The following is a 22367-nucleotide window of genomic DNA, read 5'->3' as shown; positions in this document are numbered from 1 at the left end:
CCTACCGACCGCTGGTCTCGAAGGCACGGTGGGCGGTGTGGTTGCGCAGGTACATGAAGCACTCCTTCAGCCCGTCTCTCAGGCTGCCGAGCGTCTTCACGTCGCGCAGGTCCACGCCAATCTGCGTCAGCGTCTGCGCGATGACGGGGCTGATGCCCGTGACGACGCAGTAGGTGCCGAGCAGGCGGGCGGCGTTGACCATCTTCACGAAGTGGTTCGCGGTGGAGGTGTCCACCACCTCCACGCCGGTGATGTCGATGATGGCGCAGCGGGCCTTTCCCTGGGAGATGCGGTGGAGCAGCCGCTCCGTCATCTCCAGCGAGCGCTGCGTGTCCACCACGCCGACGATGGGGAGCGTCAGCACGTCCTCCCACAGCTCGATGATGGGCGTGGACAAGTCCCGGATGGCCAGCCGCTGCTTCTCGATGGTGGAGAGCTTCTCCTCCAGCTCGCGCCGCGCGATGTCGAGCTTCTGGATGGACTGCTCGTTCTCCTTCACGGACGCGTGGAGCTGGCGCGCGAAGAGGTTGATGGTCTCCTCGAACGAGGAGAACCCATCGTCGTTCTCCAGCGGGATGAGGTGCTGGTCCGGGTTGAACTCCCCGAGCGAAATCATCGCCAGCACGTCTCGGATGCGCTCGAGACGCTCGAGGTTGACTTCGATGACCTGGGACTGAGGTTGCGACTGATTCATGGGGCGAGCAGGCCCGGACCGTGTGTCAGGGAGAGCAGCGTGAACGGCCCGATACCGAAACTTCTCAGAGGATATGCCCAACTCCTCACAGGGCTTCAAATGGGTGAGACCAGACCCGGATGAAACACCGAATTCACCGTCTACGCCGCATAGGCTCATACAGGCCCGCAAACACCGCGAGCCCGGTAGCGCGGGATAATGCCTCATCAAATCAGACACATGCCCATGCGTTCGAACGAGCGCTCGCACCCTCCAATTCCATATCAAATGCGCCACGGGCGACCTGGGAGGTAGCGCGCGTGGTCCTGTCCGCTCACGGGCGCCGGGCGTCACGGGAGTGCGGCCCAGTCGACGCTTGAGGCGGGGGTCCCGTCCACGGGCGGACGTGGCGCTTCACGCGCTGACGCGGCGATGACCTTCCTTGGCTAGGACGGAGGGATGGCGTCCATCGACCCACCCGAGCCCCGCCCCCTCCTGGCGGACGACGTGAAACCGCGGCTGCGAGGCGTGTCCCACGCCATGGCGTTCCTCGCGGCGCTGTGCGGCTGCTTCGTGCTCGCCATCGCCCCGGCCCAGGGCACCCAGCAGCTCGCCGACTGGGTCTTCGGCCTCTCCCTGGTCCTGATGTTCGGCACCAGCGCGACCTATCACGTGCCGACCTGGGGCCCCGTCACGTACCAGCGCCTGCGGCGGCTGGACCACGCGGCCATCTACCTGCTCATCGCGGGGACCTTCACGCCGCTGGCCACGCTCGACGCGCCCGGGGCCTGGACGGAATATCTGCTCGGGGTGATGTGGGCCTGCGCGCTCACCGGCGCGGGGCTCTCCCTGTTCGGAATCTCAGGGCCACGCGGGCTCCGCTCGGTGCTCTACACAATCCTCGGCGCCATGTCGGCCCCGGTGATGCTGCGCCTGCCTGGTGTGATTGGCTCCGAGCGCGCCTCGTGGCTCCTCTTCGGCGGCGCCCTCTATGCCGTGGGCGCGGTCGTCTACGCGCGCAGGTGGCCGAACCCCCACCCCGCCGTCTTCGGCTACCACGAGGTGTTTCACCTCCTGGTCATCGCCGGGGCCAGCACGCACTACGCCGTGCTCGTCGACTTCCTGTGGAACCGCTGAAACCTTGTCAGACGCATCGTGAACCTCCTCGGCGAGCCGCCGTAACCTCATTGTCGCGCGACCTACTTCGAGCGTGCTTCCGCGCCCGTTCCAGGTAGCTTGTCCATGTGGTTTCGAACTTCACCGAGGTCCCCATGGCCGCCAGGCATCGCCCCGCTCCTGCTGCTCCCGCTGTTCCGAAGGGAGAGCTGAGGAACGGCTTCAAGTTCCGCTCGGGGCGACTGTCGTTGGACCTGTCGGCCACCGTGGCCGGGCGACTCAAGGACGCGCCGCAGGACCTGCTCCAGTCGCCAGCGGACCTGGGCCGGTGGCTGATGGCCGCGGGACTGTCCACGCAGACGCAGGAGTCCACGCCGGAGGAATTGACCCAGGCGCGAGAGGTGCGCGAGGCCATCTACCGGCTCGCCATGGCCCGGACGCGAAGTGAGAGCTTCTCCGCGAGGGACCGCGCCATCCTCAACCGCTGGGCCGCCGAGCCACCTCCCGCGCCGCAGCTGGGGCCTCGCGGTCTGTTGTGGACGGGCGCGGGCGTGAGGGGACAGCTCGCGGCGGTGGCGCGCGACGCCGCGGAGCTGCTGGGTGGGCCCTTCGCGGAGCGCATCCGCACCTGCTCGCAGGAAGGCTGTGCCCTGCTCTTCGTCGACACCTCGCGCTCCGGTCAGCGACGCTGGTGTTCCATGGCGGGCTGCGGAAACAAGGCGAAGGTGGCCGAGTTCCGTCGCCGTCAGCGCACGGACGCCCGCTAGTCCGGCGTCAGCCCCCTGCCCGCCCCTGGGCCAGCGCCAGGAGCTTGCGAGCGCGAGCCTCCAGCGCCGCACGCATCTCCTCGGGCCGCTGGACGTGAAAGGCGAAGGGCAGCCGAGACAGCTCGCGGGCGAACCAGTCCAGGTCATCCGTCTGTCCCAGCAGCAGCACGCCTCCGCCCGCCACCGGCTCCAGCACGCCCAGCGTGGCGAAGATGGCGCGCCGCGCGGTCGCCAGGTCCGTGTCCAGCAGCACCTCCACGGCGTGCGCGCGCGGCAGGCTGGCCACCGCGAGCGTCACGTGCGCCAGCGCATCGAAGCCCTCGGGCCGCTCGAAGTACGTGTCGAGCGACTGCACCGCGCGCACGCGGTCCAACCGGAACGTGCGCAATCCCTGGCGCAGATGACAGACGCCCACCGCGTACCAGTGCCCGCCGCGCCAGACGAGGCCGTAGGTGTCGAACTCGCGCTCGGTGTCCACGTCTCGCGCCGCGCGATAAGCCAGGCGCACCCGTTGCCGGAGCTGTGCCGCGGCGCTGAGCGCGACGAGCGAGGTGTTGTCCAGCGTCGTCCGCGAGCCGGAGATGTCGAGCGTCACCGACTCGTCCACCGCCCGCACCCGGCGCTTGAGCGTCGCGGGCATCACCCGCTCCAGCTTCGCCTGGGCGCTGGCCACCGCGGGCGCCGCCTCCGCCAGTCCCATGCCTCGCGCGGCCAGCAGGCCCACGGACAGCGCCAGGACCTCGTCATCGGTGAACATCATGGGCGGCAGCTTGAAGCCCGCCACCAGCATGTACGCCCCGTCCCGCCCGCGCTCGGCGGTGATGGGGATGCCCAGCTCCTCCAGCTTCAGGATGTAGCGACGCACCGTGCGCCGGTCCACCTCCAGCCGCCGCGCCAGCTCCGAGCCGCTCATCCGCCCATGCGTCTGCAACAGCTCGAGCACGGTGAGCACGCGCGTGGTGGGGCGGGACATGGCCCGCGACCCTAACGCCCGCGCGTGCCGAAGTCCGGTGCACTCCGCTCGAAACCGCCCGCCGTGAAGGCAGCCCCGGCCCACCCTCGGGGTCGACGGCCCCTCGTCCGAATCAGGACCGATTCCGCCCTACATGGCCCGTACGGTGCCGTTCATGACCTCGCCCAGGCTTGGGGGCGCTGGCACTGACGGAAAGGCTCACGGAATCCCATGACGCAGACCTCGCACCTGTGGCTGTTCTTCGTGTTGGTGTTCGGCATCGTCATCCTCCCGGGGCTGGACATGGCGTTCGTCCTGGCCAGCTCGCTCGTGGGGGGCCGCCGCGCGGGGCTGTCCGCCGTGGGCGGCATCATCGCGGGGGCCGCGTGCCACGTCCTCGTCGGCGCGACGGGGGTGGCCGTGCTGCTCACCGTCATGCCCGCCGCGTTCAATGTGCTCTTGTGGGTGGGCGCGCTGTACGTGGCCTGGATGGGCCTGTCGCTCGTGCGCAGCCCGGGCGCGTTCTCCGCGTCGTCACAGGGACAGCGCTCGGCGCTGGCGACGTTCCGTCAGGGAGCCCTCACCAACCTGCTCAACCCGAAGGCGTACGTCTTCATGCTCGCCGTCTTTCCGCAGTTCCTGCGGCCGGAGTATGGGCCGCTCTGGCTCCAGGCCGTGGTGCTTGGCGCCATCATCGCGCTCACGCAAGCCGCGGTGTATGGCGCCATCGCTCTCGTCGCGGACCGCGCTCGCGGCTGGCTGGAGTCACGTCCCTCCGCCAGCGCGCGAGTCGGTCAAGCCGTGGGTGGCCTCATGATGCTCGCCGCCGTCGTCACCGCCATCGAAGGCTGGCGCGGCACCTGACACCCCCCACTCATGTTTTGCGGACGGTGCTCGAACGAATGGCTCTCAGGATGAGTAGCAGGACGACGGCCCCGATGAAGGCCACGAAGATGGTCCCCGCGATGCCGCCAAAGGGCGTTCCCGCCCCCAGGGCGCGGAAGATGAACCCGCCCAGGAACGCGCCCACCACACCCACCACGATGTCGCCGATGATTCCGTAACCCCCACCGACGACGGCCGACGCCAGCCAACCGGCGATGAGGCCGATGACCGCCCACACTACAATCGTCTCCAAAGACATACCGTCCCTCCTCCCGCTGATGACCTGCGGGCAGGATAGGCACGCCGGTTCACGCTCGCCTGGAAGCCAGGTTGTTCGCAAGACGAGCAGGGAGGCAGCCAACCGGATTTAACTGACTTTCCGCTCTTTCAGAGGTAGCCAAGGTCTCACCTGCTCCACGCATTGGAGCGGGCTGAAGCCAAGGAGAGCGCGCATGGGACACCGTCGGAATGATTCACTGTGGATGAAGTGGGGAATGCTGGTGTGGGCGGGGGTGGCGGTCGCCGGGTGCGCACCGGAGTCGGGGGAGGACGCGGCGGAGCTGGGGCGCGCGGAGCGGGAGCTGGCGGTGTGTTCGTTTGCGATTACGACGAACACCTACGTGGGCGCGGACTGGTGGGGCACCCTCGTGTTCAAGAACACGGGCACCAGCGCGATGACGAGCCCGACCGTGGCGTTCGGCGTTCCCAGTGGCGTGACGTGTGACCACGACGAGCCGGGCTGGACGCACACGCAGAGCGGCTCCACCTGCACCTACTCGCGGACGTCGGGCCTGACGGTGGGGGTGAACGCGTCGTACACCTTCTACTATTCAACGAACTCCAACACGTCGTTCACCGCGACGAACGTCACCATCAGCGACCCGAGCTGCGGGGGTACCGTGCCACCGGTGACGGGACTGACGGCGAACCAGAAGAAGGTGGCGGAGGCGCTCACCAGCATCTGGGAGAACGACACGCCCACCATCGACTACGCGTACGCGGAGAACATCCAGGACGGGCGTGGCTACACCAATGGCCGCGCGGGCTTCTGCACCGGCACCGGCGACGCCATCCAGGTCATCCAGTGCTACAACGCCCGGCGCAGCGCGGCCAACGGCAACGTCATGGCGAAGTACATGCCGGGGCTCACCACCATCAACAACCGCTTCCTGTCCACGGGCCAATCCCAGCCGTCCACGTCGGAGCTGGATGTCATTGGAAACTGGGTCGCGGACTGGGCCGCGAGCTACAACAACACGACGACGCGCGCGGACTTCAAGGCGTGCCAGGACCAGGTCAGCGACCAGTTCTATTACACGCCGGCGATGAACGAGGCGAACAAGTGGGGCGCCACCTCCGCCCTGTCGAAGATGGCGCTGTATGACGCGTTCATCAACCACGGCGAGTCCGGTGTGAAGAGCCTGACGCGCGCGGCGAACATCGCGCTGGGCAACACCGGCCAGGTGGCGCCCGCGGTGGGCTACAACGGCATCACCGAGTCGGCGTGGCTCCAGCGGTTCATCGAGAAGCGCCGCGACGTGCTGGCCGGCGACTCCACGTGGGTGGACGCCATCGACCGCATCGCGGCGTACGAGAAGCTGCGCCGCCGGGGCAACTGGGACCTGTCCGCCGCGGTCCGCAACGACGTGCGCGCTCGCGACTGTTGGACGACGACGTACCCGTTCAGCGGCTACACGGTGCGCAACATCAACGCGGACGGCACCTGGAGCACGCCGACCTCGTACACCTTCTCGTGTAACTGAAGGCCGTGCTGGCGCCCTGACGTGAGCGCGTCAGGGCGTCTTCGCCGCGCACGGGCTCTCGGCTAGAGTCCGCGCCGCGCATGAGCGAGGAGCGACGAAACACCTTCCCCTGGAGGGAGGTCCCCAGCCTGCTGTCGACGCGGCTGCTGGCGGCGTTCCTCGTCCCCACCCTGCTCTTCGTCGCGGTGGCGGGCGCGGCCGTCTACCAGCTCGCGCGCTCCATCCTGGAAGAGGAGCTGGGCACCAGCCTCTCCAACATCGCCGCCGCCACCGCCAGCCAGCTCAACGGCGAGCGCATGCTCACGATTGAGGCCGGCGACGACACGGGCGGCACCCGGACGTGGCGCAACCTGGTGCGCCTGCTGGAAGGCGTGCGCGAGGCCAGCGGCGTGCGCCGGGTCTTCGCCGTGGACGTGCAGGGCCGCGTGCGCGCGGACGTGGGTGGCGGACTGCCGGTCGGCGCGGAGGTGCCGGAGCTGGCGCGCGACAGGCTGGAGCTGGCGCGCGTCTTCGCGGGCGAGCACGCGGCCAGCCAGGTGCTCTTCACCGGCTCGGACGGGCGGCTGTACAAGACGGGCTATGCGCCCATCGTCCAGTCAGGACAGGTGGTGGGCGCGGTGGGAGTGGAGGGCAGCGCCGCGTTCTTCGGGCCGCTCCAGCGCCTGTCGCGCACCTTCATCATCATCGGCGCGCTCGCCCTCACCGCGCTCGCCATCGTCGCGCTGCTCACCGCGCGGGGGCTGGCGCGTCCGCTCGGACGGCTGATGGACTCCGCGCTGCGCATCGGCCGGGGAGACCTCACCACGCCCGTGCCGCCGGAGCCCACGCGTGAAATCGGCGTGCTCGCCCGCGAGCTGGAGGTCATGCGTGGCGCGCTGGAGAGCCGGGACAGGCAGCTCAAGATGATGCTCGCGGGCGTGGCCCACGAGGTGCGCAATCCCCTGGGCGGCATCGCCCTGTTCTCCGGCATCCTCCAGGAGGACTTGCGCGCGGGCTCCCACGCGGAGGCCCAGGAGCACGTCGAGCGCATCCAACGCGAGGTCGCCTTCCTCCAGCGCATCGTCGAGGACTTCCTCGCCTTCGCGCGCGAGCAGCCCCTGGCCCGCGCGCCCATCGAGGCCCCCGCCCTGCTCTCCATCGTCCAGGAGCTGTCGTCCGCGGAGGCCAGCGCCCGCCTGGTCTCCCTGGACGTGGACGCCACACCCGCGATGCTGGAGGCCGATGGGAGCCTGCTCACCGCCGCGCTGCTCAACCTGGTGAAGAACGCGGTGCAGGCCTCGCCCTCTGGAGGCCGCGTGCGCATCTCCGGCGCCGAGCACGAGGGCCGCTACGCCATCCGCGTCCACGACGGCGGCGCGGGTGTGCCGGAGGCCGAGCGCGAGCGCATCTTCGAGCCCTTCTTCACCACCCGCGAGAAGGGCACCGGCCTGGGCCTGCCCCTGGCGCGCAAGATTGCCCGCGCGCACGGGGGTGAGCTGCACATGGTGTCCACGCCGGGCGACACCACGTTCACCCTGACGCTGCCGCTCAAGGCCTCGGGCGTCAGCTCGCCACGTTGAACTGACGCGCCATCTGTCCCACCTCGCCGGAGACATTCGCGAGCGTTCGGGTGGCCTCCTGCGTGGACTCCAGCCGCTTCATCGTCGCGTCCATGATTTGCGACAGGTCCGCGATGGCGATGGAAATCTGGGAGATGCCGGCGTTCTGCTGCGTCACGGCGGCGGCAATCTGGCGCGCGGCGGCCGAGTTCTCCTGGGACATGAGCGACAGCTCGCGCAGCGAGTCCCCCGACGAGCGCATCTGGTCCAACCCCGTGCCGATGGTGCGCACGCCTTGCTCGCCCATGTTCGCCGCGTCCCGGATGCCCACGGTGATTTCCTGGAGGATGGTGCGGATGCGCCGCGTGGACTGGATGGACTGGTCCGCCAGGGCGCGGACCTCGCGCGCCACCACCGCGAAGCCCTTGCCCTGTTCCCCCGAGCGCGCCGCTTCAATCGCCGCGTTCACCGCGAGCAGGTGGGACTGGGCCGCCAGGTCCTTCACCGTCTCGGTGATGTCGCCAATCTGGGTGGTGCTCTCCGCCAGCTTCTCCAGCCGCGCCTGGATGCCGTCCACCGCGCCGCGAATGTCCGCCAGCCCCGCCACGCTGAGCTCCACCGCCGCCTCGCCCCTGAGGCCCAGCTCCTCCGCGCGCTTCGCCACCTGGAGCACCGCCTCCGCCCGGTCCGCCGCCATCCGCGACGTGCGGCGAATCTCCTCCGACGTCACCTGCGCCTCGTGCAGCGCGGCGGCCTGCTTCGTGAAGCTCTGCTGCTGCTCGTCGTTGGCCGTGCGCAGGTGGCTGCCCGCCTCGCCCAGTCGCGCGGCCGACGCCTGGAGCGACAGAGGAAGCAGCCGCAGCCGGGCCAGCACCGCGTTCATCCCCGCGGCCAAATCCCCGACCTCGTCGGTGGACACCCACTCGGGCGCGACGACGCGCCCCGCGGCCACGGACTCAATCGCCTGACCCACCGCGTGCGCCGCCCGAGCCTGACGGCGCGCCAGCATCCACGTGGTGATGCCCGGGAGCAGCAGCAGGCCTCCCACCCACGCCAGGCTGAAGGCCAGCTCCCCCGCCAGCACGCCGCCCAGCTCCATCAGCATCCGCGCCGAGCGCTGCGCGCCCTCCGACACCAGCTCCAGGTGCAGCGTGTCGCGGATGCCCTCCAGCTTCACCATCACCACACAGCCGCTGAGCACCAGCGCGGCGACGATGGAGCCACCGAAGGTGAAGGGCAGGAACCACGCCTGTCGGGGCCACGAGAAGCCGCCGCCCTGGAGCGTCACCGTCGGGTCCTTGCGCTGCTCGTCCAGCGCCAGCGGTAGCAGCATCCGCTCCAGCGACACGCAGATGGGGAAGCCCAGCAGCACGCCGCAGCACACGCCGATGATGGTGCCCAGGACGACGAGGTACAAATCCTTGTGCCATGTCAGACACACGTGGAGGCTGAACCAGAAGCCGCCGAGCGTCCATCCGACCCACGACGTGCCCACGGCCACGCGCCACGGGAGTCGGAGGATGCGCTCCAGCCGCGCACCCGGTCTGTCACCCGCGTACGTCCGCAGCGCGCTGCCCACCAGCCACCGCATGAACAGCGCGGGGTAGATCATCCCCAGACCCACGAGGATGGGCGGCAACACCCACGCCACCGCCTTCACGCCTTCCCAGCCGGCGACGCCCATGGACATGCCGTTGAGGTACGCGGCGATGGGTGCGGCGGGCACCACCCACGACATGAACACCTTGAGCGCACGCCACCGATACTCGCGAATCACATTGTCTTCGATGCTCATACGGGTCGCTTTCCCGCGTCATGCGGCCACGAAAAATCCACGCAGACGGGATGACTCGGAGCACCATTCTCCGCACGTCATCGCGAGGAAAGCGAGCGGGCCGCGCCCGCTTCCAGACACTGTACAACCGTCATCTCAGAGCTTGTTGAAAGACATACACACCCAGGAAAACCATCTCCCTCTGCAAACATAGGCGGGACGGTGAACACTCTCAGTCCGAACAACACGCGCGGATGGCCGCGGAGTACAGGCGCAGGGACTTGCGCGCGGCGGCGACGACGCGGGCGGGCTCGGTGCCTTCGGCGTCCACGGAGAGCTTGAGGATTTCGAGCGCCTCCACCGGGTGCAGGTCGTCATAGCGGGCGTGGGCCTTGAGCCACATCATCGCGCTCGCGTCGATGCGCGCGCCGTCCACGGCGTAGCCTCGGAAGGGGTCCACCACCTCCTTTGTCCACACCCCGGTGATGCCCTCGATGGCCCAGTTGGACGCGGCGATGCCCTCCGCCAGCGTGCCGCGCGCACAGGTGTCGCGCAGGTGCGCATGCAACGCCTGAATCTCGGGCAGGGGCCGCACGGAAAAGAGCGAGTCCGGCTCCACGCCAATGGCGCGCACCCAGTCGATGAACCACTCCGCGTGCTTCGCCTCGACGCCCAGGTTCTGCAACAGCCAGCGCCGGATGCTCGCGTCTCCCTCGGTGCGGCCATACGTCGTCTTCGCCAACGACAGGCCCATGTATTTGGGGAACGACTCGACGATGAGGAAGAACTGCGACAACACGCGCCGCCAGTACCCCAAGGGTGGGCGCCGTCCGTCCGCCGTGTCTCGGAACAGCGGAGGCCAACAGGCCGCGTTCCAGTCATGCTGCGTCGACTCCAACATCGTCTCCAACCAGCGAGGATGCGGAGAAGGCTTCAGCGGCGGAGGCCCGTAGCGACGCACGGGTGACTCGAACGCGGGGATACTCACTTCCAGGCCGGTCGATGACATGGCTCCAGGACGCTCCTCTTCGCGGCGGGTGCCAGACCGACATGGCCCCCCTTCACCCGCCGGAGCGGCCCATAGTGGTGACAGCACCTGCACACGGCCATGCCACTGTCCGCATGCGACACTTTTATCACCGCCATGTTTCAGAATTCGCTCTGGGGCACCCCGAGGGGACCCTCACCCCTCGGCGCCCGTGTCGCCCCCACCACAGCGAGGCTGCCCTTGCGTCAGCGGCAGGCAAGCGCGCTCACGGCGTGCGGGCCACCGCGCGGCGCGCCTTCTCCAACATGCGGCGCAGCGGCGCCTCGTCGGCCCGGGCCAGCGCCTCGTCCCACGTGAGCCACTGCGCGCCGGTGGACTCGGCCGGGTCATGCGCGAGCGACGCCGGGTCCTCCGCCACCACGAGGTAGCGCACGTCCAGGTGGTGATGCTCCGGCTCGTCGCGCCGGGCGGGAATCGTGTGGATGTCCACATCGAGCGGCCGGGGCGCGGTGGGGTGGAGCGCGACGCGGCAGCCCGTCTCTTCCAGCGCCTCGCGCAGCGCGGTGGACTCCATGGAGCCTGCGTCCACGGCGTCCGCATGCCCGCCCGGCTGCAGCCAGCGCTTCAGCTTGCCGTGCATCACCATCACCACGCGGGCGCCCTCGGGGTCCACCACCACGGCGCTGCCGGTGAAGTGGGCCTGGGGCTGCGCGCGGGAGAAAGGCAGAGGCAGCGTGGATGCGTGGTGGCGCATGGCCTCCAGGTCCTCGCGCTCCTTGTCGTCCTGGGGCACGTGGCGTGAGAGCAACTCGCGCAGGGCGGCGGCGTCTTGGGAATCCATGCGGGCCCACGTACCCCCGGGAAGCCCTCGCGCGCCAGCGCCTTCTGGAAGCGGCCGACCGCCACTGGTGTAGGGTGACGCCCCGGGTGTGCTCTCATGCGGACGCACCCGGGCGGCCGGCGCCCTCGGAGCATGAGGACCCCCAACACCATGGCGCGCATTCTCGTCATCGACGACCACGACACGCTGCGCGAGGGAATGACCGTCACCCTCACGCGCTCCGGCCACGCCGTGTCCGCCGTCCGAGGGGGCGCGGACGGCCTGGCCGCGTACCGCAAGTCCCCCTTCGACCTGGTCGTCACGGATTTGAAGATGGACGGCCTGGACGGCATCGCCGTCACCCAGGCGCTCAAGGCGCTGGACGCCTCCGCCGTCGTCATGGTGGTGACGGCCTTCGGCACCATCGAAACCGCCGTGCGAGCGATGCAGGAGGGCGCCTACGACTTCATCACCAAGCCCTTCACGCCCGACGTGCTGCGCGCCAAGGTGGACAAGGGCCTGGAGCTGGCGAGCACCCGGCGCAAGGTGGAGAAGCTGGAGGCGCGCACGGCCGCGCATGACGCGGACGCGGCGCTCTCCCACGGCAGCATGGTGGGCGACAGCGAGCCCATGCAGCGGCTGCTCTCCCAGGCGCGCAAGGCGGCGCACAGCAACGCGACGGTGCTGGTGCGCGGCGAGAGCGGCACCGGCAAGGAGCTCATCGCGCGCATGCTGCACCAGGAGTCACCGCGCAAGGACGGGCCCTTCGTCGTCGTGCACTGCGCGGCGCTGGCGGAGACGCTGCTGGAGAGCGAGCTGTTCGGCCACGAGCGCGGCGCCTTCACCGGCGCGGTGAAGCGCAAGCTGGGCCGCTTCGAGCTGGCCGACGGCGGCACCCTCTTCCTCGACGAAATCGGAGAGATTCCCCACTCGGTGCAGACCAAGCTCTTGCGCGTGCTGCAGGAGAAGGAAATCCAGCGCGTGGGCGGCGAGGAGACGCTCAAGGTGGACGTGCGCGTGGTGAGCGCCACGCACCGGGACTTGCTGGCCGAGGTGAAGGCGGGCCGCTTCCGCGAGGACCTCTACTACCGGCTGCACATCGTCCCGCTGATGCTGCCGCCCCTGCGCGAGCGCCCCGAGGACATCACCTCGCTGGCCAACCACTTCGTGGCCAAGCACGCGCCCCGGGTGAACCGAAGGGTGACTGGGCTGGACGACGGCGCGCTGCGCGCCCTGGCCCGGCATGTGTGGCCCGGCAACGTGCGCGAGCTGGAGAACGTGGTGGAGCAGGCGCTCGTCTTCGCCGAGGGCGACGTGCTCACCGTCGCCGACCTGCCCTCGCACCTCACCGGCGCCGCGCCGCGCATGGACGCGGGGCTGCCCGTGCCGCATGGAGACCGACCACTGCCGGACATCCTCGAGGACCTGGAGCGGCAGCTCATCGCCCGCGCCTACGAGAAGGCGGGCGGGGTGAAGACGGAGACCGCCCGGTTGCTGGGCATCAAGACGTCCGCGCTGTACTACAAGCTGGAGAAGTACGGCTTCCTCCCCAAGGGCACCCCACCCGAGGAAGGGTAGCCTCGAAAAACCGTGACCCAGGGTCCCCTCCCCGTGACTTTCCACCGCCACCCCGCCCCCACCTGCGCCCACCCGGTGTGTCCAGGCGCCTGGAATCCCAGCGCTTTTCCCGGGCGGGGGCGGAGCGGAGGACAGAGCAGGCTGGCATCCGCCTTGCTCAATGGAGGCCGCTGATGGGTCCCCGCCTCCTCACGCTCGTGCTGTGCCTGCTCTGGGCCGTGCCCGGCCAGGCCGCGTCCGGGCTGGAGACGGCGCGCGCGCGGGCGCAGGCGGCGAGGTCGGAGACGCGCACGCTGCGCACCCAGCAGCAGGCCCTGCGGGACGAGCTGCAGGGCGTGGCCGCGCGAATCGAGGCGCTGAAGGCGGAGCGCAAGGGTCGGCTGACGACGGGCACTGAGCTGGAGGCGGCGCTGCGACGCTCGCAGGAGCTGAGCGGCTCGCTCACCGGGTTGGCGCAGGCGGTGTCCACGGCGGATGGCGAGTCGGAGCGCGCGCACCTGGCGCTGCATCAGGCGCTGTCGGACGAGCTGGCGCGGCTGCGCGGCGCGTGGGACGGGACGGCGGACCGGGGCCAGCGCGCGAAGCTGCTGGAGTCGCTGCGCACCACCCGCGCGGAGCGGGACGCGGTGCGCTCGGCGCTGCCGGCGTCGCGAGTGCCCCTCTTGGACAAGGCCTCACCCGGCGGGGATGACCCGGAGGACTTGCTGGAGCAGGCGGACGCGCTGCGCGACGCCGAGGACAAGGTGCGCGAGCGCCTCAAGGCCCTGCGCTCGCGCATCACCGAGGTGCGCGAGGAGAAGGACCTGGACCGGCGCATGAGCGACTTCCTCGGCGAGGAGTCCATGTTCGACGAGCAGGACCGGCGGCTGCGGCTGCGCATGCGCTCGGACCGGAGCCTCGGCGTGGACCCCAGCGACCGGGGCGGAGGCATGTTCGCCGGAGAGGCCGATACCGCTGGGGACCCGCCGAACATGGGCACCGATGGCCCGGGCATGCCCACGACGCCCGAGCCCGGCAGGGATCCCTCCGTGCCCACGCCGACGCCCATCTCCCCCACGCGAGCCACGGACCGGCGCCCGCAGGTGGACAGCGTGCGCGCCCAGACGCTGGCGGCCGGTGGCCCGGCGGACCTGTCCGAGATGGAGGCGGAGGCGAAGCGGCTGGAGTCCCTCGCCCGCGAGCTGGACGGCCGGGCTGGAGCGCTGGAGCACCGCGCCCAGGAACTGACGTCGCCCTAGAGCAGTCCGGATTCGACTTCCAACCGCACCACCGCGCGCAGGCGCACCTCGCGCTCCGGGGTGCGGCCCTTTCCGCGGATGATGATGCTCATGGTCGGCGCGGCCACGAAGGGCTGAAGCTCCACGTCCCCCAGGTCCAGCTTCAGCGTGGGGTTGGGCGCGCGCGGGCTCGAGCGCGACAAGTCATTCTTCCAGGCGATGCGCGACTCCCGGTCGCCGGCCCGGACGAAGAACTCCACGGAGTCCAGGAAGGTGAAGTCCGCGTCGTTGGGGCTGAGAATCTGGAGCGACAGGGAGTCGACGTGGACGGACGTCACCTCGTCCTTGGAGAGCCCCTGATTCTTGAAGTCCTGGTTCTGGTCGAAGTCCATCCCCGCCAGGCTGCTGATGGGAGGGAAGGCATTCAGCTCGGTGCTTCCACCCGGCAGGGTCGCGGGCACGGTGGTCTCGCCCCTCACCTCGGTGACGAATGAGGACTGGGCGCAGGCGGCGAGTCCAAGGCCCACCGCCGCCGCGAGAAGTGAGACAGGGCGCATTTCACCAATGTACCGGGCGGGCGGCATGACGTCACTGCCGCCAACCGGGCGGTCGGGCCCGCCCTCCCGCGAGTGGGGCGTGCAGGCACGAGGCCGGCTATGTTGCCCCGCGTCGTGTCCCGCTCCCGCCCCACCTTCCTGGTCCTCTTCGTGTTGCTCGCCGCTCGGGTCGCCCTCGCGGCCGAGTGGGAGGGCGCATTGAAGGGCACCGCGCGGCTGCTGGTGGACACCAACGCGCCGCGCGACTTCACCGACGGCAGCACGCCCTCCCCCGGAGCAGACCCGGCGCTGAGCGTGCTGGGCTCGGCCGAGGGGCGCGCGACGTTCGAGCGCACCCAACTGGTGGGCCGCTACGAGCTGGGCGCTCGCAAGTACGTGGGCTTCGCGGCGGAGGACACCCTCATCCAGGCAGGGGCGCTGGAGGCCTCGCTGGCGCTGGGCACCGAGTTCGGCCTGGGGGCGGAGGGCCACGCGAAGGACCGGCGGGGCGGCACGCGGGCGTACTCGGACCTGGGAGCAAGCGTGTTCGCCGAGTACGCGCCGGACGTGCGACTGGCGCTGCGAGTGCGGGCAGGCGCGCGGCGCTTCGTCTACCGCCCGGACAAGACGGCCAACTTCGGCGGGGCGGAGCTGGGCGTGCTGGGGCGCTACCGCTTCGACCGGCGGCACAGCCTGTCGCTCTTCGGGGACTGGGGCGCGCGCCGCTATGGCCCCCTGGCCCGGCCGAGGCCCGGCGTCACGGAGTCCACCCTGGGCCGGCGCGAGGACGGCGCGCTCACGGCGGGCGCCAGCTACAACTACCGGGGCCCGGTGACGCTGGGGCTCACGTACGCGTACCAGGAAGTCACGTCCAACAGCTTCGGGGAGACGGTGCTGCGCCACCGCGTGACGGGCAACGCGGGGGTGCGCCTGCCCTGGAGGGTGACGCTGCTGGCGCAGGGCTCGCTGGGCATCACCCGCTATCCGGACGGCATCTACCTGTCGCCCGAAATCATCCTCGTGGAGGAGGACGAGGGACAGAACTCGCTGTCCCTGAAGCTGGCGCGCCCGGTGTCGGAGCGGGTGGACCTGGAGGTGTCCTGGGGCTTGTGGAGCACCCGGCTGCCCCGCAACAACCTCTCCTACTCGCGGCAGGTGTTCGGCGTTGGATTCACCTGGCGCGACTGAGCGCGCCCGGCCTCGGCCTGGGCCTCACAGGTCGGAGATGCGCTCGTCGATCTCCTCGGCGAGTCCGGGGTGCCCCTGGACCAGGGCGTGCTCACGGGCCGTGGTCAGCACCTCGCGGGCCCGCTCCACCTGCCCGGCCCCGGAGAGCGCGTCCCCCAGGGAGACCAGGGCGGCGGCATAGGTCGGGTCCAGCTTCACGGCGGCCTCCAGGGCCGCCGCGGCCTCGGCGTACTGCTTTCGCTCCAGGTACAACTTCCCCAGGGAGAAGTGGCTCATGGGGGAGTCCGGGAAGTCAGCGGCCATCTTCTTGAACTGTTCAAGGCGGGCGTCACTCATGGACAACACCCCATAGAGGACCCATGCCGTGTTGCCAAGGGTGCGGTAGGGTGCGCCGCACATGGCAACGAAGAAGAAGACGACCCCACGAAAGAAGAGCGCGACCAAGGCCAAGGCCCCGGCGGCGCGGAAGCAGAAGAAGACGGCGACCGGCAGGACGGCCCCCAAGGGCAAGGCTCCCGCCCCCAAGAAGAAGGCGCCGGCTCGCAAGAAGATCGCGGGCAAGGTCCCCCTGAGGGCGAAGAAGAAGAAGGTGAAGCTGCCAGGCGCCTCCCAGCAGAAGGCGGGCCCGGCGGAGAACCCGGAGGCGCAGGCGCTGGCGCGGCGCATGGCCCAGCTGCTGCTCGACAAGAAGGCGCTGGACGTCGTCATCCTCGACGTGCGGGGCATGACGTCCTACGCGGACTACATCGTCATCGCCTCCGGCGAGAGCGACCGTCAGGTCAGCGCGATGGCGGAGAACGTCCACGTGCAGCTCAAGCAGGGCGACCAGCCGGTGCGCGCGCTCGGCACCGAGGGCGTCGAGACGGGCCAGTGGGTGTTGCTCGACTACGGCGAGGTGGTGGCGCACCTGTTCCTCGCGGACCTGCGCTCGCACTATGACCTGGAAGGTCTCTGGGCGGACGCGAACCGGGAGAAGGTGTCCTGAAGGTCCGCCTCCTGTCCATCGGCAAGGACCGCTCGGGCCTCTACGAGCCGGCGGTCCAGGAGTACGCCCGCCGCCTGGGCCACTACACCCGCTTCGAGCTGGTGGAGCTGACCGAGGCGAGCGGCAAGAAGCTCAAGCCGGGCGACGCGAAGGCCGCCGAGGCGGAGGCGATTCTCTCCAAGCGCAAGCCGCAGGACTGGGTGGTGGCGCTGGACGAGCGGGGCTCGCTGCTCGACTCCGTGGAGTTGAGTCGCTACGTGGGCAAGGCGCAGACGGGCGCCAAGGACCTGCTCTTCGTCATCGGTGGTGACGAGGGGCTGGACGAAAGCGTGCGGGGCGCGGCGAACCTCACGCTGTCGCTGTCGAAGATGACGCTGCCCCACCGGCTGGCGCGCGTGGTGCTCGTGGAGCAGCTCTACCGCGCGTTCACGATTCTCAAGGGCGAGCCGTACCACAAGTAGCCCACCGGGCGAGCAGGCGCCCCACGCTCCGGGGGCCCTGCCGCGCTCGCCTGCGTCAGGCCCACCGGACAGGGGGCGTCAACGGGCCTCATGAGCACCGCCGGCACCGAAGCCCCCCTGAATCCACCGCCCGCCTCCGTCCGCATCATCGCCTCGCCCCAATCGTGGGTGGAGGGAGAGGCGGTGCGGCAGCTCGAGGCGGTGGCGCGGCTGCCCGGCATGCGCCACGCGGTGGGACTGCCGGATTTGCACCCCGGCAAGGGCGCGCCGGTGGGCGCCGCGTTCACCTCGGAGGGCATCCTCTATCCGTACCTGGTGGGCAGCGACATCGGCTGTGGCATGGGGTTGTGGGACGTGGGGATGTTGTCGCGCAAGGCCAAGGCGGAGCGTTGGGCGGCGAAGCTGGACGTCGAGGGGACCTGGAGCGGAGACGCGGAAGGCTTCCTGGCGGAAGAAGGCGTGAAGGCCTCCGGGTTCGAGGCGGCGCTGGGGACGGTGGGCGGCGGCAACCACTTCGCGGAGGTGCAGCGGGTGGACGCGGTGCACGACGCGGAGGGCTTCGCGGCGCTGGGGCTGGCGGCGGACCGGTTGCTCCTGCTGGTGCACTCCGGCTCTCGCGGGCTGGGCGAGGCGATTCTCCGGGCCCATGTGGACCGCCACGCGGCGGGCGGGCTCGTGGAGGACTCGGACGAGGCGCGGGCGTATCTGGCGCGGCATGACCACGCGGTGGCGTGGGCCCGGGCGAACCGGGCGCTGGTGGCGCGACGGGTGCTGGATGGCATTGGCGCCCCGGCCCGTCGGGTGTTGGATGTCTGCCACAACAGCGTGACGCCCCGACGGGACACAGGCGGCACGCAGTGGCTGCACCGCAAGGGCGCGGCGCCCTCGGACGAGGGCCCCGTGGTGATTCCGGGCAGCCGTGGCGCGCTGAGTTATCTGGTGACGCCGCTGGGGGATGGGATGGGCAGCGCGTACAGCCTCGCGCACGGCGCGGGCCGCAAGTGGACGCGCACCGCCGCTCGGGAGCGCATGAAGGAGCGCTTCACCGCGGAGTCGCTCACGCGCACCACTTTCAAGAGCCACGTCGTCTGCGAGAACAAGGACCTGCTCTTCGAGGAGGCGCCGCCCGCGTACAAGTCGATTGACCGCGTGGTGACGGACCTGGTGGAGGCGGGGCTGGTGCGGGTGGTGGCCACCCTGGCCCCGGTGCTGACGTACAAGACGCGCACCCACGAGGAGTAGCGCGGCCCCAAAGCCCGGGGCACGGACCTGGAAACAGGGCGCCCGGTGCTTTTTGCCCTCTCCGTCCGGCGCGTGCGTGGTTAGGGTTCGGGCATGACTGCCGCGCACAAGGTCCTGCTCTGCATTTTGGATGGCTGGGGCATCCGTCACGAGCGAGAGGCGAATGCCATCCTCCTGGCCGGAACTCCGCACCTCGACAAGCTGACGAGCCCCTACCCGTTCACCGAGCTACAGACCTCGGGACTGGCCGTGGGCCTGCCCGAGGGGCAGATGGGCAACTCGGAGGTCGGCCACACCAACATCGGCGCGGGCCGAATCATCTACCAGGATCTGGTGCGCATCAATCGCGCGGCGGAGACCGGGGAGCTGGCGCGAAACCCCGTATTGCGCGCCGCGCTGGACGGCGTGAAGGCGGACGGCAAGGCGCTGCACCTGTTGGGGCTGGTGTCTCCGGGCGGCGTGCACTCGTCGATGGAGCACCTGTACGCGCTGCTGAAGGCGGCGCGTGAGCGGGGCGTCGCGAACGTCTACGTGCACGCGTTCCTGGATGGACGCGACACGCCGCCGCAGAGCGCGCTGGGCTACGTGGAGGAGCTGGAGCGCTTCCTTCACGAGACGCACACGGGGCGCATCGCCACGGTGAGCGGGCGTTATTACGCGATGGACCGCGACAAGCGCTGGGACCGCGTGCAGCTCGCGTACGAGGCGCTGGTGTACGGACGGGGTCCCAAGGCTCCAGACGCGCTGAGCGCGATTCGCGCGTCGTACGCGGAGAAGGTGACGGACGAGTTCGTGAAGCCCACGGTGCTGGCCAGCGGGGATGGGACTCCGGTGGGACGCATCCAGGATGGGGACACGGTGCTGTTCTTCAACTTCCGCGCGGACCGTGCGCGCGAGCTGACGCAGGCGCTGGCGTACCCGAGCTTCAAGGACTTCGACCGGGGCGGGCTGCGGCTGGGGCGCTACGTCTGCATGACCCAGTACGATGAGACGTTCGATTTGCCGGTGGTCTTCGCGCCAGACCAGCCGCAGGACATCTTCCCGGAGCTGCTGTCACGCCAGGGGTTGCGACAGTTCCGCACGGCGGAGACGGAGAAGTACGCGCACGTGACGTTCTTCTTCAACGGCGGACGCGAAGTGGTGTACCCGGGAGAAGACCGGCACCTGGTGCCCAGTCCGCGCGACGTGAAGACGTACGACTTGAAGCCGGAGATGTCGGCGCGCGAGGTGACGGCGGAGCTGGTGCGCCGGCTGGACTCGGGCACGTATGACTTCGCGCTGGCGAACTTCGCCAACCCGGACATGGTGGGGCACAGCGGACGGCTGGACGCGGCGATGCAGGCGGTGCGCGTGGTGGACGAGTGCCTGGGCGTGCTCGGCAAGGCGTGCGAGCGCAACGGCTGGGTGATGGCCATCTCCGCGGACCACGGCAACTGCGAGCAGATGGTGGACCCCGTCACGGGCGAGCCGCACACCGCGCATACGCTCAACCCGGTGCCGTTCCACCTCATCCACCCGGCGTTCCGAGGGCAGAAGCTGCGCCCCGGCATCCTCGCGGACATCGCCCCCACGCTGTGCAAGGTGATGGGCCTGCCCCAGTCGAAGGAGATGAATCGGCAGGGCGTGCTGCCCTGAGCTGAACGGGCCTGCTCAGGCTGCGAGCGGGCCTTCAGTCAAACTTCAGGTTCCCGGCTCTCCACTCCCTCAACGTCATTTCCGCGTTGAACCGCGCGATACCCGGAGGCCCGTTCGCAATCATCTCCAGCACGGACTCCGCGGCCCGAGGAGCGGACTCGAGTGCATGTGACGCCGCCCACCCACGCACATGGAGATTCGCGTGGTCCATCAGGTTCGAGAGCGCGCCAGGGCCCTCGCTGCCGCGAGTTCGTAGCTCCTTCCAAACAGCGTCGATCCGGCGGAACTGCGCGTTGGCCTTTCGGTGGTCACCAGACTCACTCGACTGACCGTGTGCCGCTGCGGCCTCTTCGTACATCGAGGCCAACTCCTGAAGGGATAGCTTCTCCAGCGACGTCTTCATCAAGGGGTGGCTCCAAAGTCGCGGAGGATCTTTAATCCGAACTCACGCTGGGCCTCATACGATTGCGCCCGCAGCCATTCACGCACGGTCTTACTCCCGGATACGCGCTGGATTGACGAGTAGAACGCGCTGACTTTGGAGTGAAGGTCCTTGTCGAGCGCGACGACATTCTCGGTGTTGTGGATCGCCTTCGGGCCAAACCTTCCCACGTTGCCGTCGGTCTGCTCCACGATGTGATGCCACTCCTTGCCCGGCCCCGCTGGTCCCATCGCCCGCTTGAAGGACTTGAACGACGAATAGGCTTTGACGCCGCTCGATGCCTCGCCCCCCACCCTCCGAAGGATGAGGGCCGCTCCGGGCCCACCACTCAGCACCGCCGCGGCATGCCCCATCGGCACCACCACGCGCTCCATCGCGAGTGCCCCCTGGGCCGAGAGGGACAGAACCGGTACCTCGGCGGTCGCGAGCGCCGTCCCCCTCAAGGTGCGCGACACAGCCGCGGCTGTTCCCCAGGTGGCGATGAGGTTCGTCACCAGCCTGGAGATGGCCTGCACCTGCTCGCCCCGCGTCATGTACTGAAAGCGCTCCAGGTACTCGGGTGACGAAGCCAGCAGCGCCGCCACGGCACCCGGCAGCTGCTGGAGCGCCGCGAGGTTATCGGCCGGGGACATGGAGAAGAACTGACCTACCGCCATCGCCAGCCCGACGAACGCCTCTTCGGTCCCATCCAGCGTGCGGCTCAGATAGTCAGCATCGTCGTGAACGTCCGCGAAGGCGCCTCCTCCTGTCTCCTCCAGCAGTGCGTTCAGTTGCCGGAAGACACCGCCCTTGCCTGAGTAGAAGACACCCAACTCGAACTGGCCCGCCCGGAAGGCACCGGCCTTCCACTCCACGGCGCCTACTCGCTGCTGCGTCTGCCCGCTGCGTACCCACGCAAGGCAACCGTCAGGACGGAGGACCGCCAGTTGCGTGAATCGTCCCACCCGCCGCACCAGCTCGGCGCGCGACACTTCGCCCGCGTCCAGCACCTCGCGCAGCATGAAGCCCACCGCGACGCGGGCCGGGAACTGCCCCAACGTCACGTCCTTGCCCGTCAGCGCCTCTAGCAATCGCGCGGCGTGTGTCGGCGTGAGCGAACTGCCTGACACAGGACGCTCGTCTTGGTCCCCCAGACCCGCGTCACGAAGCAACAAGTCGAAGGCATCGCTCCGCTGTCCTCGGGAAAGCCGAGCCTCCGTGGAGGCGTCATCCGACCCAGTTCCTCCGAATCGTGGGGAACGCTGCTGGAACGAGGTCCTACGAGTCGAGGGTTCAACGCCAGCGCATCCCGTCACGAAGAGAACGGCGCAGAGCATCCAGAGGCCAGCACGCACGCTGGCGGGTGAGGGCCCGCTCATGCTTCGTCGTCAGGCAGCAGCGTGCACAGCAGCGCGTCGTCGGGCCCGAGCGGGCGCCAACCAGAAGGCGGTGGAGACGTCCGGAGCGAGGCCCGGGCGTTTTCGACGCGCTTGCGGTGCGTCTCCGGAATGTCGGTGGACCAGAAGGTCAGCATCTTGGCGACCACGAAGCGTGACTCGTCGTCCATGACCGCGGGCCAACCGTTCGGGAAGTACTCGGCCATGTTGCGAACCAGCGCATCTCGCACGAAGCGGGTGACCTGTTCGCGCGACTCCGCCTCGGAGCGCAGCACGCTCAAGACCTGAAGGCCCGCGACCTCGCCCTTCTCCAACTCGTTGGCCAGTCCCATCAACGAGACGGCGGGCCGCGCATCGGCGAAGGCGGTCATCGAGTCGTAGCCCCGCTCGCGGACCCTCGCATACAGGCGAACCCGCCAGTTCCCCTGCCA

The 22367-nt window shown here is 69.6% G+C and carries 23 protein-coding genes; 12 read left to right on the top strand and 11 right to left on the bottom strand.

Features of this window, described 5'->3' with window-relative positions; all coding sequences use genetic code 11:
* Nucleotide 1 precedes the first annotated feature (1 nt).
* Nucleotides 2-694 carry an STAS domain-containing protein gene (locus ACN469_RS02185; RefSeq protein WP_498763652.1) on the bottom strand — a complete coding sequence of 231 codons (693 nt, stop codon included), beginning with the start codon at nt 692-694 and terminating at the stop codon, nt 2-4.
* 438 nt (nt 695-1132) lie between these two features.
* Here ACN469_RS02185 and trhA point away from each other — a divergent pair, with 438 nt between their 5' ends.
* Together trhA and ACN469_RS02175 are read left to right on the top strand one after the other, a co-directional pair.
* On the top strand, nt 1133-1810 hold the full coding sequence (gene trhA / locus ACN469_RS02180; RefSeq protein ID WP_498763651.1) for a PAQR family membrane homeostasis protein TrhA: 678 nt from the start codon (nt 1133-1135) through the stop codon (nt 1808-1810).
* 134 nt (nt 1811-1944) lie between these two features.
* On the top strand, nt 1945-2556 hold the full coding sequence (locus ACN469_RS02175; RefSeq protein ID WP_498763649.1) for a CGNR zinc finger domain-containing protein: 612 nt from the start codon (nt 1945-1947) through the stop codon (nt 2554-2556).
* A gap of 7 nt (nt 2557-2563) precedes the next feature.
* On the opposite strand, the gene ACN469_RS02170 is transcribed toward ACN469_RS02175, so the two are convergent.
* Entirely contained in the window at nt 2564-3529 is a 966-nt protein-coding gene (locus ACN469_RS02170; RefSeq protein WP_498763647.1) for a helix-turn-helix transcriptional regulator, read from the bottom strand.
* 210 nt (nt 3530-3739) lie between these two features.
* On the opposite strand from ACN469_RS02170, the gene ACN469_RS02165 reads away from it, so the two are divergent.
* Nucleotides 3740-4372, top strand: coding sequence for a LysE family translocator (locus tag ACN469_RS02165; RefSeq protein ID WP_498763645.1), 633 nt, complete (start codon nt 3740-3742; stop codon nt 4370-4372).
* Between the two features lie 10 nt (nt 4373-4382).
* Here the strand turns inward: ACN469_RS02165 and ACN469_RS02160 are convergent, their stop codons facing one another.
* Nucleotides 4383-4652, bottom strand: coding sequence for a GlsB/YeaQ/YmgE family stress response membrane protein (locus tag ACN469_RS02160; protein WP_498763644.1), 270 nt, complete (start codon nt 4650-4652; stop codon nt 4383-4385).
* A gap of 193 nt (nt 4653-4845) precedes the next feature.
* Here ACN469_RS02160 and ACN469_RS02155 point away from each other — a divergent pair, with 193 nt between their 5' ends.
* Both ACN469_RS02155 and ACN469_RS02150 read left to right on the top strand, forming a co-directional pair.
* Nucleotides 4846-6156, top strand: coding sequence for a chitosanase (locus ACN469_RS02155; RefSeq protein ID WP_498763642.1), 1311 nt, complete (start codon nt 4846-4848; stop codon nt 6154-6156).
* A gap of 80 nt (nt 6157-6236) precedes the next feature.
* Nucleotides 6237-7715 carry a sensor histidine kinase gene (locus ACN469_RS02150; RefSeq protein ID WP_498763640.1) on the top strand — a complete coding sequence of 493 codons (1479 nt, stop codon included), beginning with the start codon at nt 6237-6239 and terminating at the stop codon, nt 7713-7715.
* On the opposite strand, the gene ACN469_RS02145 is transcribed toward ACN469_RS02150, so the two are convergent.
* The 3 genes from ACN469_RS02145 to ACN469_RS02135 form a co-directional block, all read right to left on the bottom strand.
* Nucleotides 7699-9489 (bottom strand): methyl-accepting chemotaxis protein, encoded by a 1791-nt coding sequence (locus ACN469_RS02145; RefSeq protein ID WP_498763638.1) that lies wholly within the window; start codon nt 9487-9489, stop codon nt 7699-7701. The two genes, ACN469_RS02150 and ACN469_RS02145, sit on opposite strands and share 17 nt — an antisense overlap.
* 211 nt (nt 9490-9700) lie before the next feature.
* Nucleotides 9701-10477, bottom strand: coding sequence for an iron-containing redox enzyme family protein (locus tag ACN469_RS02140; protein WP_498763636.1), 777 nt, complete (start codon nt 10475-10477; stop codon nt 9701-9703).
* Between the two features lie 244 nt (nt 10478-10721).
* Nucleotides 10722-11297 (bottom strand): NUDIX hydrolase, encoded by a 576-nt coding sequence (locus tag ACN469_RS02135; RefSeq protein WP_498763634.1) that lies wholly within the window; start codon nt 11295-11297, stop codon nt 10722-10724.
* 150 nt (nt 11298-11447) lie between these two features.
* Between ACN469_RS02135 and ACN469_RS02130 the strand changes: the two genes are divergently transcribed.
* Both ACN469_RS02130 and ACN469_RS02125 read left to right on the top strand, forming a co-directional pair.
* The gene (locus ACN469_RS02130) at nt 11448-12854 is read left to right on the top strand and encodes a sigma-54-dependent transcriptional regulator (protein WP_498763632.1); all 1407 of its coding nucleotides are present in this window, start codon (nt 11448-11450) and stop codon (nt 12852-12854) included.
* 173 nt (nt 12855-13027) lie between these two features.
* The gene (locus ACN469_RS02125) at nt 13028-14092 is read left to right on the top strand and encodes a TetR family transcriptional regulator (RefSeq protein WP_498763630.1); all 1065 of its coding nucleotides are present in this window, start codon (nt 13028-13030) and stop codon (nt 14090-14092) included.
* Here the strand turns inward: ACN469_RS02125 and ACN469_RS02120 are convergent.
* Entirely contained in the window at nt 14089-14628 is a 540-nt protein-coding gene (locus ACN469_RS02120) for a hypothetical protein (RefSeq protein WP_498763628.1), read from the bottom strand. The two genes, ACN469_RS02125 and ACN469_RS02120, sit on opposite strands and share 4 nt — an antisense overlap.
* A 99-nt stretch (nt 14629-14727) precedes the next feature.
* On the opposite strand from ACN469_RS02120, the gene ACN469_RS02115 reads away from it, so the two are divergent.
* Entirely contained in the window at nt 14728-15795 is a 1068-nt protein-coding gene (locus tag ACN469_RS02115; protein WP_498763626.1) for a hypothetical protein, read from the top strand.
* Between the two features lie 24 nt (nt 15796-15819).
* On the opposite strand, the gene ACN469_RS02110 is transcribed toward ACN469_RS02115, so the two are convergent.
* Nucleotides 15820-16131, bottom strand: coding sequence for a tetratricopeptide repeat protein (locus ACN469_RS02110; RefSeq protein WP_498763624.1), 312 nt, complete (start codon nt 16129-16131; stop codon nt 15820-15822).
* Between the two features lie 61 nt (nt 16132-16192).
* Between ACN469_RS02110 and rsfS the strand changes: the two genes are divergently transcribed.
* From rsfS to gpmI, 4 genes are all read left to right on the top strand, one after another.
* Complete coding sequence (gene rsfS / locus ACN469_RS02105) at nt 16193-16780, top strand: ribosome silencing factor (protein WP_498763622.1); 588 nt, start codon at nt 16193-16195, stop codon at nt 16778-16780.
* Entirely contained in the window at nt 16777-17241 is a 465-nt protein-coding gene (locus tag ACN469_RS02100; protein WP_163866572.1) for a 23S rRNA (pseudouridine(1915)-N(3))-methyltransferase RlmH, read from the top strand. The genes rsfS and ACN469_RS02100 overlap by 4 nt, the downstream gene beginning before the upstream one ends.
* 90 nt (nt 17242-17331) lie before the next feature.
* Nucleotides 17332-18483: an RNA ligase RtcB family protein gene (locus ACN469_RS02095; protein WP_498763620.1), complete on the top strand. Its 1152-nt coding sequence runs from the start codon at nt 17332-17334 to the stop codon at nt 18481-18483.
* 93 nt (nt 18484-18576) lie between these two features.
* Nucleotides 18577-20118: a 2,3-bisphosphoglycerate-independent phosphoglycerate mutase gene (gene gpmI / locus ACN469_RS02090; protein ID WP_498763618.1), complete on the top strand. Its 1542-nt coding sequence runs from the start codon at nt 18577-18579 to the stop codon at nt 20116-20118.
* A 34-nt stretch (nt 20119-20152) separates the two neighbouring features.
* On the opposite strand, the gene ACN469_RS02085 is transcribed toward gpmI, so the two are convergent.
* From ACN469_RS02085 to ACN469_RS02075, 3 genes are all read right to left on the bottom strand, one after another.
* Nucleotides 20153-20521, bottom strand: a complete 369-nt coding sequence (locus ACN469_RS02085) for a DUF2019 domain-containing protein (protein WP_498763616.1) — start codon at nt 20519-20521, stop codon at nt 20153-20155.
* The gene (locus ACN469_RS02080) at nt 20521-21669 is read right to left on the bottom strand and encodes a hypothetical protein (protein ID WP_498763614.1); all 1149 of its coding nucleotides are present in this window, start codon (nt 21667-21669) and stop codon (nt 20521-20523) included. The genes ACN469_RS02085 and ACN469_RS02080 overlap by 1 nt, the downstream gene beginning before the upstream one ends.
* Before the next feature lie 245 nt (nt 21670-21914).
* The coding region (locus tag ACN469_RS02075) for an NUDIX hydrolase (RefSeq protein WP_498763612.1) at nt 21915-22367 on the bottom strand (453 nt) is incomplete at its 5' end.

It is taken from the genome of Corallococcus terminator, assembly GCF_049194865.1.
Classification (GTDB): domain Bacteria; phylum Myxococcota; class Myxococcia; order Myxococcales; family Myxococcaceae; genus Myxococcus; species Myxococcus terminator_A.
This window is presented reverse-complemented; position numbering and strand designations above follow the sequence as displayed.